The sequence below is a fragment of the Pseudomonas sp. HLS-6 TE3448 genome (assembly GCF_053629555.1).
In genome coordinates this window covers 1397446-1410569 of sequence record NZ_JBRJIO010000001.1, presented here as the reverse complement: position 1 = coordinate 1410569, position 13124 = coordinate 1397446, and the positions used below count along the sequence as shown (strand labels likewise).

At 60.1% G+C, this 13124-nt stretch carries 14 protein-coding genes and 1 pseudogene; 6 read left to right on the top strand and 9 right to left on the bottom strand.

The genetic code is table 11. The features are described 5' to 3' along the window. Window positions 1-137: 137 nt before the first annotated feature. From AB7M23_RS06655 to AB7M23_RS06640, 4 genes and pseudogenes are all read left to right on the top strand, one after another. Window positions 138-853: pseudogene (locus AB7M23_RS06655) on the top strand (PA5502 family lipoprotein). A 223-nt stretch (window positions 854-1076) separates the two neighbouring features. After that, window positions 1077-2084: a methionine ABC transporter ATP-binding protein gene (locus AB7M23_RS06650; protein ID WP_454240461.1), complete on the top strand. Its 1008-nt coding sequence runs from the start codon at window positions 1077-1079 to the stop codon at window positions 2082-2084. Further along, a complete protein-coding gene (locus AB7M23_RS06645; RefSeq protein WP_099773241.1) occupies window positions 2084-2755 on the top strand; it encodes a methionine ABC transporter permease in 672 nt (223 codons plus the stop codon). The genes AB7M23_RS06650 and AB7M23_RS06645 overlap by 1 nt, the downstream gene beginning before the upstream one ends. A gap of 60 nt (window positions 2756-2815) precedes the next feature. Beyond that, a complete protein-coding gene (locus AB7M23_RS06640) occupies window positions 2816-3589 on the top strand; it encodes a MetQ/NlpA family ABC transporter substrate-binding protein (protein WP_454240460.1) in 774 nt (257 codons plus the stop codon). 46 nt (window positions 3590-3635) lie between these two features. Here AB7M23_RS06640 and AB7M23_RS06635 read toward each other — a convergent pair whose 3' ends face one another. The 5 genes from AB7M23_RS06635 to AB7M23_RS06615 are packed head-to-tail and all read right to left on the bottom strand — an operon-like array spanning window position 3636 to window position 7540. Further along, window positions 3636-4268 carry an SCO family protein gene (locus AB7M23_RS06635; RefSeq protein ID WP_102052991.1) on the bottom strand — a complete coding sequence of 211 codons (633 nt, stop codon included), beginning with the start codon at window positions 4266-4268 and terminating at the stop codon, window positions 3636-3638. Beyond that, on the bottom strand, window positions 4265-5164 hold the full coding sequence (gene cyoE / locus AB7M23_RS06630) for a heme o synthase (RefSeq protein ID WP_065759072.1): 900 nt from the start codon (window positions 5162-5164) through the stop codon (window positions 4265-4267). The genes AB7M23_RS06635 and cyoE overlap by 4 nt, the downstream gene beginning before the upstream one ends. Continuing rightward, complete coding sequence (locus tag AB7M23_RS06625; RefSeq protein WP_454240459.1) at window positions 5149-6231, bottom strand: COX15/CtaA family protein; 1083 nt, start codon at window positions 6229-6231, stop codon at window positions 5149-5151. The genes cyoE and AB7M23_RS06625 overlap by 16 nt, the downstream gene beginning before the upstream one ends. Before the next feature lie 9 nt (window positions 6232-6240). Next, the gene (locus tag AB7M23_RS06620) at window positions 6241-6834 is read right to left on the bottom strand and encodes a hypothetical protein (protein ID WP_454240458.1); all 594 of its coding nucleotides are present in this window, start codon (window positions 6832-6834) and stop codon (window positions 6241-6243) included. After that, window positions 6800-7540 carry an SURF1 family protein gene (locus AB7M23_RS06615; RefSeq protein WP_454240457.1) on the bottom strand — a complete coding sequence of 247 codons (741 nt, stop codon included), beginning with the start codon at window positions 7538-7540 and terminating at the stop codon, window positions 6800-6802. The genes AB7M23_RS06620 and AB7M23_RS06615 overlap by 35 nt, the downstream gene beginning before the upstream one ends. 60 nt (window positions 7541-7600) lie before the next feature. On the opposite strand from AB7M23_RS06615, the gene AB7M23_RS06610 reads away from it, so the two are divergent. After that, window positions 7601-7804 (top strand): twin transmembrane helix small protein, encoded by a 204-nt coding sequence (locus tag AB7M23_RS06610; protein ID WP_065759076.1) that lies wholly within the window; start codon window positions 7601-7603, stop codon window positions 7802-7804. A 6-nt stretch (window positions 7805-7810) separates the two neighbouring features. On the opposite strand, the gene AB7M23_RS06605 is transcribed toward AB7M23_RS06610, so the two are convergent. The 4 genes from AB7M23_RS06605 to coxB all read right to left on the bottom strand — a co-directional run bounded on the left by AB7M23_RS06605 (window position 7811) and on the right by coxB (window position 12102). Continuing rightward, window positions 7811-8698, bottom strand: a complete 888-nt coding sequence (locus AB7M23_RS06605) for a cytochrome c oxidase subunit 3 (protein ID WP_065759077.1) — start codon at window positions 8696-8698, stop codon at window positions 7811-7813. Between the two features lie 12 nt (window positions 8699-8710). After that, window positions 8711-9280 carry a cytochrome c oxidase assembly protein gene (locus tag AB7M23_RS06600; RefSeq protein ID WP_065759078.1) on the bottom strand — a complete coding sequence of 190 codons (570 nt, stop codon included), beginning with the start codon at window positions 9278-9280 and terminating at the stop codon, window positions 8711-8713. 31 nt (window positions 9281-9311) lie between these two features. Beyond that, a complete protein-coding gene (ctaD, locus tag AB7M23_RS06595) occupies window positions 9312-10904 on the bottom strand; it encodes a cytochrome c oxidase subunit I (RefSeq protein ID WP_065759079.1) in 1593 nt (530 codons plus the stop codon). A 70-nt stretch (window positions 10905-10974) separates the two neighbouring features. Further along, window positions 10975-12102 carry a cytochrome c oxidase subunit II gene (gene coxB, locus AB7M23_RS06590; protein WP_065759080.1) on the bottom strand — a complete coding sequence of 376 codons (1128 nt, stop codon included), beginning with the start codon at window positions 12100-12102 and terminating at the stop codon, window positions 10975-10977. Between the two features lie 363 nt (window positions 12103-12465). Here coxB and AB7M23_RS06585 point away from each other — a divergent pair, with 363 nt between their 5' ends. After that, window positions 12466-13113 (top strand): hypothetical protein, encoded by a 648-nt coding sequence (locus AB7M23_RS06585; RefSeq protein ID WP_065759081.1) that lies wholly within the window; start codon window positions 12466-12468, stop codon window positions 13111-13113. Window positions 13114-13124: the final 11 nt, after the last annotated feature.

Here is a 13124-nt window from a genome sequence, read left to right as displayed (position 1 = left end):
CGCAGTCGCGCAGGGTACAACCACACAGGTTGCACCCTGCGACATTTTAATCGCGCATACACTCTGAAGAGTTATTTTCGAGTCAGCGAGCTGGGTGTAGACTTGCTCGTTTTTTGCGCAAATAGAGAGTCGCAGGAATGAAGCCGTTCGCCTCCCGTTATCTGCTCCTTGCCGCGTTTTCCCTGGCCTTGGCCGCATGCTCAAGCAACCCGGCGCAGAGCACCCCCGTGCCTGCGGCGCCAGACGCCTGGCAGCAGTTGGAACAAAGCATCGCCAGCAGCGAACTGGCCACCGCCGAAGATCAACTCGCAGCGCTACAAACTCAAGCACCGGGCGACAGTCGCCTGGAGCAATATCAGCGGCAACTGGCCGAAGCCTACCTGCAACGCAGCCAGATCGTCCTGCAGAAAGGTGATGTGAATGCTGCCGCCACAGCCCTTAGCCGCGCCCGTGCGCTGATGCCCAAGGCGCCAGCCCTGACCGGCGGCGTCAACGGTGCCATTACCCAGGCGCGAAGAGCTGAGCTCGACAAGGCCGAAGCCGCCCTTAAGGCCGCGGAAGCACGCCGCCTGCGGCCAAGCTCATCGACCCGTCTGCAGCCAGCACGGTCATCGCCCTGAAGATTGGCAAGATGAGCGAACTTCGCCGCCAACTCGATGATATTGCCAGCGATACCATCAACTATGACTGCGACGTGCTGTTTCAGGTACCGCGCAAGCAGGACTATCCGTGGCTTGCCACCCTGCTCAGCAAACGCGTGCACAAGCTTGCACCTGACTTCGCGCTGCAGCAGCGCCATGAGATACACCGCAATCAGCCGGCCCAGGTTGTACTGACACCGCGCCGCCCCTAAGACCAGCTGCCGGGCCGCCCCTCGGGTATCCCGGCCGGCTCCGGGCCCGCCCAGGCTCACGGACCGTCTTGGCAAGCATTTCGCTCAACTGACCACTGATCGCGTTATTCCCGTATCGTTGGTTGTTTACGAAATAAATGCTAAGAACCTCTATGTGAACAGGCTAAAATGCGCGCCCGGCCATCCGCTGACCCTAATTCATGCGCCCCACAAGGTTCGCTACGTGATCGAGTTTCAAAACGTCCATAAAACCTACCGCGTTGCCGGTAAGGATATCCCCGCCCTGCATTCGACCGACCTGCGAGTCGAGAACGGGCAGGTATTCGGCCTGATCGGCCATTCCGGTGCAGGCAAAAGTACCTTGCTGCGCCTGATCAACCGCCTGGAAGCCCCTAGCGGCGGGAAAATCATCGTCGACGGTGAAGATGTCACCGCGTTCAATGCCAACGAGCTGCGCCGCTTCCGGCAACAGGTCGGGATGATCTTCCAGCACTTCAACCTGCTGGCGTCCAAGACGGTCGCTGACAACGTTGCCCTGCCATTGACCTTGGCCGGTGAGCTGTCGCGCAATGAAATCGATACCCGCGTCAGCGAGCTGCTGGCCCGTGTCGGCCTGAGCGAACACGCCAGGAAATACCCGGCGCAACTGTCTGGCGGGCAAAAGCAGCGCGTTGGCATTGCCCGCGCCCTGGCGACCAAGCCGAAGATCCTGCTGTGCGACGAAGCCACCAGTGCCCTCGACCCGCAGACCACCGCCTCGGTGCTGCAACTGCTGGCCGAGATCAACCGTGAGCTGAACCTGACCATCGTCCTGATTACCCATGAAATGGATGTAATCCGTCGCGTCTGCGATCAGGTGGCCGTGATGGACGCCGGGCAGATCGTCGAGCATGGCCCGGTGGCAGACGTGTTCCTGCACCCCAAGCACCCGACCACAAAGCGTTTCGTTCAAGAAGACGAACAGATCGACGAAAACGAACAGCGCGACGACTTTGCCCATGTACCGGGCCGGATCGTGCGATTGACCTTCCAGGGCGATGCCACCTATGCGCCGCTGCTGGGTACCGTCGCCCGTGAAACCGGGGTGGACTACAGCATCCTGGCCGGACGTATCGACCGCATCAAGGACACTCCCTATGGGCAACTGACCCTGGCCATCACCGGTGGTGACATGGACGCGGCGTTTGCCCGCTTCCACGCGGCTGACGTTCATATGGAGGTACTGCGTTAATGGACGCCCTGAATTTCTTTGCCAACGTCGACTGGAGTGAAATCTGGTTGGCCACCGTCGACACCATGATCATGCTCGGCGGTTCGCTGTTCTTCACTGTGCTGCTCGGCCTGCCGCTGGGCGTGCTGCTGTTTCTCTGCGGCCCGCGCCAGCTGTTTGAAGAAAAGCGCGTGTATGCGCTGTTGTCGCTGATCGTCAACATCCTGCGTTCGCTGCCGTTCATCATTCTTCTGATCGTGATGATCCCGATCACCGTACTGATTACCGGCACCTCGCTGGGCGTCGCCGGGGCCATTCCACCGCTGGTGGTCGGAGCCACACCGTTCTTCGCGCGCCTGGTGGAAACCGCCTTGCGTGAAGTCGACCGGGGCATTATCGAAGCCACGCAAGCCATGGGTGCCACCACGCGACAGATCATCGTCAACGCGCTGCTGCCAGAAGCTCGGCCAGGTATTTTCGCGGCAATCACCGTCACCGCCATCACCCTGGTGTCGTACACCGCCATGGCCGGCGTCGTCGGCGCTGGTGGGCTGGGTGACCTGGCTATCCGCTTTGGCTATCAGCGGTTCCAGACTGATGTCATGGTGGTCACCGTGGTCCTGTTGCTGGTACTGGTTCAAGTACTGCAGAGCGTCGGCGACAAACTGGTTGTGCATTTTTCCCGTAAATAACCCCATGGGTCGGCCATGCCGACACCCGGGGGCCGTAACGGCCCTCACAAGGAGTGATGAATGAAAAAACTGCTTGCTGTTGTCGCCGCCGTTGCGGCCTTCTCCGCCCAGGCGGCCGAAACCCTGACCGTCGCTGCGACCGCCGTGCCGCACGCCGAGATCCTTGAGTTCGTCAAACCGAGCCTGGCCAAAGAAGGCGTGGACCTGAAAGTAAAGGTCTTCACCGACTACATCCAGCCTAACGTACAGGTTGCCGAGAAGCGTCTGGACGCCAACTTCTTCCAGCATCAGCCGTACCTGGATGAATTCAACAAGGGCAAGGGCACCAACCTGGTCAGCGTTGCCGGCGTGCACCTGGAGCCACTGGGCGCCTACTCGAGCAAGTACAAGAAGCTGGACGAGATCCCGTCGGGCGCCAACGTGGTGATCCCTAACGACGCCACTAACGGCGGCCGTGCATTGCTGCTGCTGGAGAAAGCGGGCCTGATCAAGCTCAAGGATGCCAAGAACATCCTGTCCACGCCGAAAGACATCGCCGAGAACCCGAAAGGCCTGAAGATCCGCGAACTGGAAGCCGCGACCCTGCCGCGCGTCCTGACCCAGGTCGACCTGGCGCTGATCAACACCAACTACGCGCTGGAAGCCAAGCTGGACCCAGCCAAGGATGCGCTGATCATCGAAGGCAGCGACTCGCCTTACGTCAACATTCTGGTTGCCCGCCCGGACAACAAGGACTCCGACGCCATGAAGAAACTGGTTGGCGCACTGCATAGCCCAGCGGTGAAGCAGTTCATCCTTGAGAAGTACAAAGGCGCTGTCGTTCCAGCGTTCTAAGACCTACCTGCTGGAGCCGGTGTGACCGGCTCCAGCACATCCCCCCTCAATCACGCTTGACCAACCCCGGCAACTGGACAATCAGTTTCTGGTTGTTGAAGGGCGCGCGAATGAAACCACGTTGCTTCCCGTCCGGCCCCAGCAGGGCCAGGTTGCCGCTGTGGTCAACCGTGTAGTTCGGCTTGCTGGTGTCGGCCGGAATGAACGGAATGCTCAGCGCATTGGCCAGCTTCTGGGTCGTCTCCAATGAGCCTGTCACGCCACGAAACTCCGTATCGAAGTACCCCAGGTACTGCTTGAGCTGAGTTGGCGTGTCGCGGTTCGGATCAACACTGACCAGAACCACCTGCAAGCGCTCGGCCGCTTCTTTTGGCAATTCGCTCTTTACCTGACGCAGTTGCGCCAAGGTGGTCGGGCAAACGTCCGGGCAGAAGGTGTAGCCGAAGAACAGCAATGACCATTTGCCTTTCAACTGGTCCATCGTCACAGGCTGGCCATTCTGGTCGGTCATTTCCAGCGCAGGCACACTGCGACTTTGCGGCAACAGAATGATCCCGGCATCAATCAGCTCGGCGGGGTTGGCCTGGCCTTTGGTGGTGATCACTTTGTTGATGGTAAGCCCCAGTACGATGGCAACCAGGGCAACGAGGATAAAGACTGTTTTCTGGGTTCGGGTCATAGGTTCAACAGTAGGTAATGGTCTACAAGCAGCGCGATGAACAACAGGAACAAGTAGTAGATAGAGTACTTGAAGGTCTTGATCGCCGCGTGCGGCCGACTGCCACGGTACAACACCCACGCCCACTGCAGGAAGCGCGCGCCCAACAGCAGGGCACAACCGAGATAGAGCGGCCCACTCATATGGATGGCATAGGGCAGCAGGCTGACCGCCAGTAGCATCAAGGTGTAGAGCACGATGTGAACCTTGGTGTAGTGCTCGCCATGGGTCACGGGCAGCATGGGAATATCTGCCAAGGCGTACTCGTGCTTGCGGTGAATGGCCAAGGCCCAGAAATGCGGCGGGGTCCAGGCGAAGATGATCAGTACCAGCAGCAGGGGCTCAGCACTGAGGTGCCCACTGACGGCCACCCAGCCCAGCAACGGTGGCGCCGCACCGGCCAGGCCGCCGATAACAATGTTCTGCGGTGTTGCGCGCTTCAGAAAGCCGGTATAGATCACGGCATACCCCAACAATGAGGCCAGGGTGAGCCAAGCAGTGAGGGCATTGGTAAAGGTCAACAGCAGGACCATGCCCAGCACGCCGAGCAAGAGGGCAAATGCCAGTGCGGCGGTAGGCGCCACGCGTCCCGCAACCAGCGGACGTTTATGGGTGCGGGCCATCAATGCATCAATGCGCCGGTCCAGCACATGATTGACCGCTGCCGCTGCACCCGCACAAAACGCAATTCCGAGATTGCCAAAGATCAGCACCGTCCACGGTACGCCTGCCCGGGTGGCCAGAAACATGCCGACCAGCGAGGTGATCAGCATCAGCAGCACAACCTTGGGTTTGGTCAACTCAAGGTAGTCACGCCAACCTGCCTGGCTACGACCCTCAGTCAGAAGCGTTGCCATGGATTATCCCCCAGATAGTGCACAACGCCCCCGGCACTGAGAGGCCGCAGTCGCCATTCGCGCCCCACACGACGCACTTTCGGTTGAGCCACACGGCGGGTGCAGTAGTTGACCAGAACCAGGGTCAGAAGCAGGGCGGCCCCCCCGGCGTTATGGGCCACGGCCACGGCCAATGGCAGGTGGAGCAGCACGTTGCTGATACCCAGGCTGATCTGTACCGCCAGCACCGCCAGCACCAGAGCCGCCAACCGCGTGAGGCCAAACCGGCGCAATTGCCAGGCCAGTGCCAGCAGGGTACCGGTCACCAACAAGGCGCCGAGGCGGTGAGTGATATGGATGGCCGTACGCGCATCGCTGTCCAACTGCCCACCCAGGTAATTCGGACCGATGTGCTGAGTCAGGTGGAAACCATTGGCGAAGTCGGCCGTCGGCCACCACTGGCCATGACAGGTAGGCACATCGATACAGGCCATGGCCGCATAGTTGGCACTGACCCAGCCACCCAGGGCAATCTGGCCTATCACCATCACTAACGACAAGGCGGCAAGACGGCGTAAACGCGCGGGCAAAAACGGTAGTGGGGCAAACGCGTTAGACAGGCGCAGGCTCAACAGAAACAACAGGCCAAGGGTGGTGAAACCGCCCAGCAGATGCGCCGTCACGACCTGCGGCCACAATTTGAGGGTGACGGTCCACATGCCAAACGCCGCCTGAGCCACCACCACCCCCAGCAGCACCAAGGGCAGTTTGAAAGGCTGGCCATCGCGCCCATGACGACGGATCGCCTGCACAGCAAGCATCGAAATCACCAGCGCCAGGGTCCCGGCAAAATAGCGGTGGATCATTTCGTTCCAGCCCTTATGGGCCTCCACCGGCACATCGGGATAATGCAACTCGGCATGCGCCAACTGCGCTTCGGTCTTCGGCACGCTGAGGAAACCGTAACAGCCCGGCCAGTCAGGGCAGCCAAGCCCGGCATGGGTCAGGCGGGTATAGGCACCAAGCAAGATGACCACCAGTGCCAACAACGTAGCAAACACTGCAAGGCGATAACCGGGTCTGGCCATGACCATCTCCTAACCAATGTTAGAAAGCTTCAACAACTGGCGAAGGTCGTTGAGCACATCCTTGCCGTTGGCCCTGGCGTCGTAACGCAGCACCAGGTTGCCGTGAGGATCGATAATCCACAGTTGAGCGTCCGGCTTGCCCTGGCTTATCCGGCCATACTGGGCAAGGTCCAGTGGGTAGCGCTGCAGTTGCGGGTATTCACGTGCAAGCGTGGCCTGATAGTCCGATGCCAACGCTTGTCCGACGGCCAAGGCATGGCTTGCGCGGCTGGCATCGCGCCCCAGACCAATTTGAATCTGCCGGGCCAGATAGACCAGTTGCTGGCAGTCCATGGCGCAGTCATTCGGCGCGCTGACCAATAGCTGCCAGCGTTGCTCGTCAGCCTGCACGCCAAGGTCGGCGCGGCTCTGACCATTGCCGATCAGCTCACCGTGGTAGATACGGCTGTCGGGCACCCAGAACTGATACTTGTACATGCCGGTGGCGAGAATCATCGGCCCGATCGTCAGCAACAGGATCAACAGCAGTTGCAACCGACCACGACCACGCCCTTGCGGAGCCTTGAGGTCAGAGGTGCTGGATGGATTCATGACGGTCCCCATGGCGTTTCTCCTTGTTGTTATGCCAGCCGAAGTAGAGGTAGAGCGCGATCAAGGCCAGCGCCAGGGCAAACCACTGCACGGCGTAGCCCAGGTGTTTTTCCGGGCCCATGACAACCACCGACCAGTCCAGCCTGAAGGCTGCCGGACCAGGCTCAAGGCGCAATTCGTGGGCAAAACCTTCGCGTTGCAGTTGTGACCAGAACTGCGTGGCGTCTACGGCGGTCACCAAATGCGGCCAGGCACCGCCCTGTGGATCGACCTGCAGTTGAAATGCCGCACCGGGCGACACATAGACCCAAGCCTCCAGACTCAAGGGTTGATCCGGCGTGCTGAAGGACACGGGCGTACGTCGATCAGGCCACGGCAACCAGCCACGGTTGACCAGCAGCCACAGCCCACTGGGCTGGTCATGGAACGGTTGCAGCACCTCGACGCCCGGGCGGCCATCACGCATCCGGTTATCCAGCAACAGGCTGTACTGCGCGTCGAAACGGCCATAGAGCCTGACCCGCCGATAGGCTGCATCCTCAATCAGCGGCAACTGCGCAGCGGCCACCGGATCGGCGCTGCGGCGCTCGGCATACGTGGCCAGCAACTGACGCTTCTGCTCGGCACGGCTCAATTGCCAACAGCCAAGCGCCACCAGACCGGGCAGTAGCAAAAGCACTACCAGGGTCGGCAGTAGACCGGGCCGGAACGGCTTCACCCGGCCACCCCACGGTCAGTCGCTATACTGAAAGTCATCGCATCCCCCCGGAGTTTCGCCATGCTAAAAGCCGCGATTGTCCTGATGCTGCTGGCGACCATCGCCAGCCTGTTCAGCGGCCTGGTCTTTCTGGTCAAGGACGAAGGACACTCGACCCGCCTGCTCAAAGCACTCACCATTCGGGTGAGCCTGGCCGCCGCCACCCTGCTACTCATCACATGGGGCCTCTACAGCGGCCAACTGGTTTCCCACGCCCCTTGGTAAGCCCGGCTAAAGCACGTACACGAAGATAAACAGACCCACCCAGACCACATCGACGAAGTGCCAGTACCAGCTGGCGGCCTCGAACCCGAAGTGCTTGTCGGCATTGAAGTGCCCACGCAGGATGCGGATGAACATCACCAGCAGGATCACCGTGCCCAGTGTCACGTGGGCACCATGGAAACCGGTGAGCATGAAAAAGGTTGCTCCGTAGATCCCCGACCCCAGTGTCAAACCGAGCTCGGTGTAGGCCTCGTGATACTCGTAGGCCTGCAGTATCAGGAAAGAGATCCCCAACAGGATGGTCAGGCCAAGCCACAGTTTGAGCGGTCCACGATGGTCCTTCCTCAACGCGTGGTGAGCGATGGTGACAGTGACACTCGAGCTGACCAGCAAGATGGTGTTGATCAGCGGCAGATGCCAAGGGTCGATGACCTCCCTGGGCGGCGGAAACAATTTCGGATCAGGGGTCTGCAACAGCGGCCAGGCAAACTCGAAGTTTGGCCACAGCATGTGTGTCACGCCCTTGGCACCATCACCGCCCAACCATGGCCCGGCCAGCGTGCGCACGTAGAACAATGCGCCGAAGAAGGCGAGGAAAAACATCACTTCAGAGAAGATGAACCAGGACATTCCCCAGCGGAATGAGCGATCCAGTTGTGGGCTGTATAGCCCCGCTCGACTTTCCCTGACCACCGAACCGAACCAGCCAAACAACATGTAAGCCAGAAACAGCGCCCCGACGAAGAAGATCAGCGGCCCATGGGAATCGGGACGACCAGCCTTCATGTCGTTGAACCAGGTACCCAGGCCGAACACAGTGATCAACATCCCGATCGTGGCAATGATCGGCCACTTGCTCTGCGCCGGTACGTAGTAGTGCTGATGTGAAGCCATGGGGTGTTCTCCTTATCGAGCGCCCTGGTAAGCCTGGCCGGCCACCTGAGCCACCGGCGGCTGACGAGCGGTGATATCGAACAGCGTGTACGCCAGTGTCAGGTGCTTCACATCCTTGGGCAGGTCACGGTCAACAATGAACCGCACCGGCATTTCGATGCGCTCACCCGGTTGCAACACCTGCTGGCTGAAACAAAAGCATTCGGTCTTGTGGAAATACGCCGCCGCCTCGGCCGGCGAAATACTCGGAATCGCCTGGGCCGTCATCGGCCGGTTGCTGGGGTTGCGGGCCACGAAAATCATCTGGTTCACCGCGCCAGGATGCACATCCAGCTGATCGGCCTTGGAGTAGAAGTCCCAGACCATGTCGCTGGCATTGGTCGACATGAACTGCACCTTCACCGTACGGCTCGGATCACTGACCTGGCTGCCCTCGTACTGCCCGCCGGTCTTGCCGTTGATGCCGAAGGCCTTGCACATGACGTCGTAGATCGGCACCAGGGCAAAACCAAAGACGAACATCACCACCGCCAGCAGCATCAGCCGGACGATCAGTGTCCGCATGGCGAGTTGCCCGCTCATGGCTCGCTCCCTGAACCGCCCAAAGCGCTGTTCATTTGACCTCCGGCGGGGTCACGAACGTGTGGTAAGGCGCAGGCGAAGGGATCGTCCACTCCAGGCCGTCCGCTCCGTCCCAGGGTTTGGCCGGGGCCGGTTTGCCGCCCCGAATGCACTTGATGACGATGAACAGGAAGAAGAGCTGCGTGGCGCCGAAGGTGAACGCACCAATCGAGGAGATCATGTTGAAGTCGGCGAACTGCAGGTTGTAGTCCGGAATCCGCCGGGGCATGCCCGCCAGGCCAACAAAATGCATCGGGAAGAAGGCCATGTTCATGCCAATGAACGACAGCCAGAAGTGCAGCTTGCCCAGCGTCTCGTCATACATGTGCCCGGTCCACTTCGGCAGCCAGTAGTAGGCCGAGGCGAAGATCCCGAAGATCGCCCCCGGCACCAGCACGTAGTGGAAATGCGCGACCACAAAGTACGTGTCGTGGTATTGGAAGTCCGCCGGGGCGATGGCCAGCATCAGCCCGGAGAAACCACCGATGGTGAACAGAATCACGAAGGCCACGGCAAACAGCATGGGCGTCTCGAAGGTCAGCGAGCCCTGCCACATGGTGCTCACCCAGTTGAACACCTTCACCCCGGTAGGCACTGCGATCAACATGGTGGCGTACATGAAGAACAGCTCGCCGACCACCGGAATACCGACCACGAACATGTGGTGCGCCCAGACAATGAAAGACAGGAAGGCGATTGCACCGGTGGCGTAGACCATCGAGGTGTACCCGAACAGCGGCTTGCGCGAAAACGCCGGAATGATCGAACTGACCGCGCCGAAAGCCGGCAGGATCATGATGTACACCTCGGGATGGCCGAAGAACCAGAACACGTGCTGGAACAGCACCGGATCGCCACCGCCAGCGGCGCTGAAGAAGCTGGTGCCAAAATGGATGTCCATCAGCATCATGGTCACCACCCCGGCCAGCACTGGCATCACCGCGATCAGCAAGAACGCGGTAATCAGCCAGGTCCAGACGAACAACGGCATTTTCATCAGGGTCATGCCGGGTGCGCGCAAGTTGAGGATGGTCGCGATGACGTTGATCGCCCCCATGATCGAGCTGATACCCATCAGGTGGATGGCGAAGATGAAGAAGGTCACACTCTCCGGCGCATAGGTGGTCGACAGCGGCGCGTAGAAGGTCCAACCGAAGTTCGGTCCGCCACCCGGCATGAACAGGGTCGAGACCAGCAGCAGGAAGGCCGCAGGCAACAGCCAGAAGCTGAAGTTGTTCATCCGCGGCAGCGCCATGTCCGGCGCACCGATCATCAGCGGAATCATCCAGTTGGCCAACCCGACGAAGGCCGGCATCACGGCACCGAAGACCATCACCAGGCCGTGCATGGTGGTCATCTGGTTGAAGAACTCCGGCTGGACGATCTGCAGACCCGGCTGGAACAGTTCGGCGCGGATCACCATGGCAAACGAGCCGCCCAACAGGAATGCGCAGAAGCTGAACCACAGGTACATCGTGCCGATGTCTTTATGGTTGGTGGTCAGCACCCAACGCATCAGGCCCTTGGCCGGGCCGTGGGCGTGGTCAGCGCCGGCATGACCGTGGTCGTCGATCACTGCACTCATGTCCTGTCTCCTGCAATCCGCTGTACGTGGCTGGCCACGCGGCCAACGCGAGTTCCGACGAAGGGCCGGTTCATTGGCTTTCTGCCTGCTTGAGCGCCAGTACATCCTTGGGTGTGACCATGTCGCCCTTGTTGTTGCCCCAGGCGTTGCGCTCGTAGGTCACCACCGCAGCAATATCCACTTCCGACAGCTGCTTGCCGAACGCAGCCATCGCCGTGCCGGGCTTGCCGTGGAACACGATATTCAAGTGCCCTTCCTTAGGCCCGGTGGCGATTTTCGAGCCCTTGAGCGCCGGGAACATCGGCGGCAGGCCTTGCCCCTCGGCCTGGTGACAGGCCACGCAGGTGGTGTGGTAAACCTTGTCGCCGCGCTCCACCAGTTCCTGCAGCGTCCATTCCTTACTGGTCAGCTCCTTAAGCTTGGCGCTCTCAGCCTTGCGTTCGGCCAGCCAGGCATCGAAGTCGGGCTTGGACTTGACCTCGACCACGATCGGCATGAAGCCATGGTCCTTGCCACACAGCTCCGTGCATTGGCCCCGGTAGATTCCGGGCTTCTTGACCCGGGTCCAGGCCTCGTTGACGAAGCCCGGAATCGCATCACGCTTCACGGCGAAGGCCGGCATCCACCAGGAGTGAATGACATCGGCTGCGGTCACCAGAAAGCGCACCTTGGCGTCGACCGGCAGCACCAGCGGCTGATCCACTTCGAGCAGGTAGTGCTCGTCCTTGGGTGACTTGTTATGGATTTGATCGGCGGGCGTGGCCAGGTTGCTGAAGAACTCGACATCCTGGCCCAGGTACTTGTAATGCCATTTCCACTGGTAGCCGGTGACCTGAACATCCAGGTCTGACTCACTGGCATCGTAGATATCGATCAGCGTTTTCGTGGCCGGAATGGCCATGGCCACGAGAATCAGAAAGGGCACTACGGTCCAGAGGATCTCCACCCAGGTGTGCTCATGGAAATGAGCCGGCTCCTGCCCGGTGGAACGACGGTGGATGATCATCGACCAGAACATCGCGCCGAAGACCACCAGGCCGATGATCACGCAGATCCAGAAGATGGTCATGTGCAGGTCGAAGACTGCGTTGCTGACCTCAGTCGCACCCGGCGCCATATTCACAGTCCAGGCGGCGTGTGCCTGACCGAATACCGACCACAACAGGAGGCCCATCCAGACATGTGGATGTCGCATCATTGCGGGTTCCCCTTATCGTTCTTGTTATCCCGGAGGCATGGACCTACGGCTAAGGGTACGGCGGCCAAGACTGCACACTTTGGGGCCGAGCCCCTGCTGCAATGCAGTCGGGCCTCGTCAGCCAATCACTTTCAACCGGAGTATAGACAGCGACCCTGACCGCGCAATCGACAGGAAAAATTCAGCACAAGGGGCAAATGATCGGCGTGTCGTCCACAACCAACGACCAATACCAGCGTGTTGGCAGGTCAATATAACCTCAGACTATAAGTGTCCTCTGATTATGAAAAATGCGTCTTAATCGCTCGCAGAACCGAGCTACCTTATGTCTTCCGTTTGTAATCCTTTGTCCCTGGAGTTGTCATGAACATCGCCGCATTGCGCGAGCAGATCACCCGTGCCCATCAACATGAAGCCGAAACCGGCCAGCTGAAACAGCAACTCGCACAGCAACTGCCACACCTGCACCCGGCGATCCAACTGCCGGAACAGGATGCTCAGGGCGTACTGACACGTTTCGTCAGCGCCTACATCGATCAGGTGCCAGAGGTATTGGAAGCCGCCCACGACGTTGCTCGTGAAGCGGGCATCGAATCGCAGATCAAACCGGTGTTGATGATTGCCGAGGCGTATTTCGTCACGCCGCCAACGATCCTGGAGGGCCATGTCGGCCTCGACAGCCTGCTCGATGAAGCCTACCTGGCCCATCGCCTGGTCGAGGAAGTGAACGACGTGTACATCAAGCACTTCCAGCAGCCACTGATTCCGCTGGACACCACGGTCGCCAACCTGATCGCCCACCAACTGATCGGCGAAAGCTTCGCCAACCAATTGGACGAAGTGGTACACCACTCTGTGGATAACCTGCTCAATGAGGAAAGCTTCGCCCTGGAGTCGGTGGAAGCCTACCGAGAGAAACTCAGCAGCCCGGATACCGGTGCCGCCTGGAAGCGCTGGCCGTGCCTGTCTCGCCAATTGGGTGTGGGCCTGGACCTCGACCAATCAGCCTGAACACACGCCTG

What these genes read in the sequence shown, in the direction of transcription:
- AB7M23_RS06645 (WP_099773241.1), top strand. Translation starts at nt 2,084, where the DNA reads ATGGACGCCCTGAATTTCTTTGCCAACGTCGACTGGAGTGAAATCTGG.
- AB7M23_RS06640 (WP_454240460.1), top strand. Translation starts at nt 2,816, where the DNA reads ATGAAAAAACTGCTTGCTGTTGTCGCCGCCGTTGCGGCCTTCTCCGCC.
- AB7M23_RS06635 (WP_102052991.1), bottom strand. Translation starts at nt 4,268, where the DNA reads ATGACCCGAACCCAGAAAACAGTCTTTATCCTCGTTGCCCTGGTTGCC.
- cyoE (WP_065759072.1), bottom strand. Translation starts at nt 5,164, where the DNA reads ATGGCAACGCTTCTGACTGAGGGTCGTAGCCAGGCAGGTTGGCGTGAC.
- AB7M23_RS06625 (WP_454240459.1), bottom strand. Translation starts at nt 6,231, where the DNA reads ATGGCCAGACCCGGTTATCGCCTTGCAGTGTTTGCTACGTTGTTGGCA.
- AB7M23_RS06620 (WP_454240458.1), bottom strand. Translation starts at nt 6,834, where the DNA reads ATGGGGACCGTCATGAATCCATCCAGCACCTCTGACCTCAAGGCTCCG.
- AB7M23_RS06610 (WP_065759076.1), top strand. Translation starts at nt 7,601, where the DNA reads ATGCTAAAAGCCGCGATTGTCCTGATGCTGCTGGCGACCATCGCCAGC.
- AB7M23_RS06605 (WP_065759077.1), bottom strand. Translation starts at nt 8,698, where the DNA reads ATGGCTTCACATCAGCACTACTACGTACCGGCGCAGAGCAAGTGGCCG.
- AB7M23_RS06600 (WP_065759078.1), bottom strand. Translation starts at nt 9,280, where the DNA reads ATGAGCGGGCAACTCGCCATGCGGACACTGATCGTCCGGCTGATGCTG.
- ctaD (WP_065759079.1), bottom strand. Translation starts at nt 10,904, where the DNA reads ATGAGTGCAGTGATCGACGACCACGGTCATGCCGGCGCTGACCACGCC.
- coxB (WP_065759080.1), bottom strand. Translation starts at nt 12,102, where the DNA reads ATGATGCGACATCCACATGTCTGGATGGGCCTCCTGTTGTGGTCGGTA.
- AB7M23_RS06585 (WP_065759081.1), top strand. Translation starts at nt 12,466, where the DNA reads ATGAACATCGCCGCATTGCGCGAGCAGATCACCCGTGCCCATCAACAT.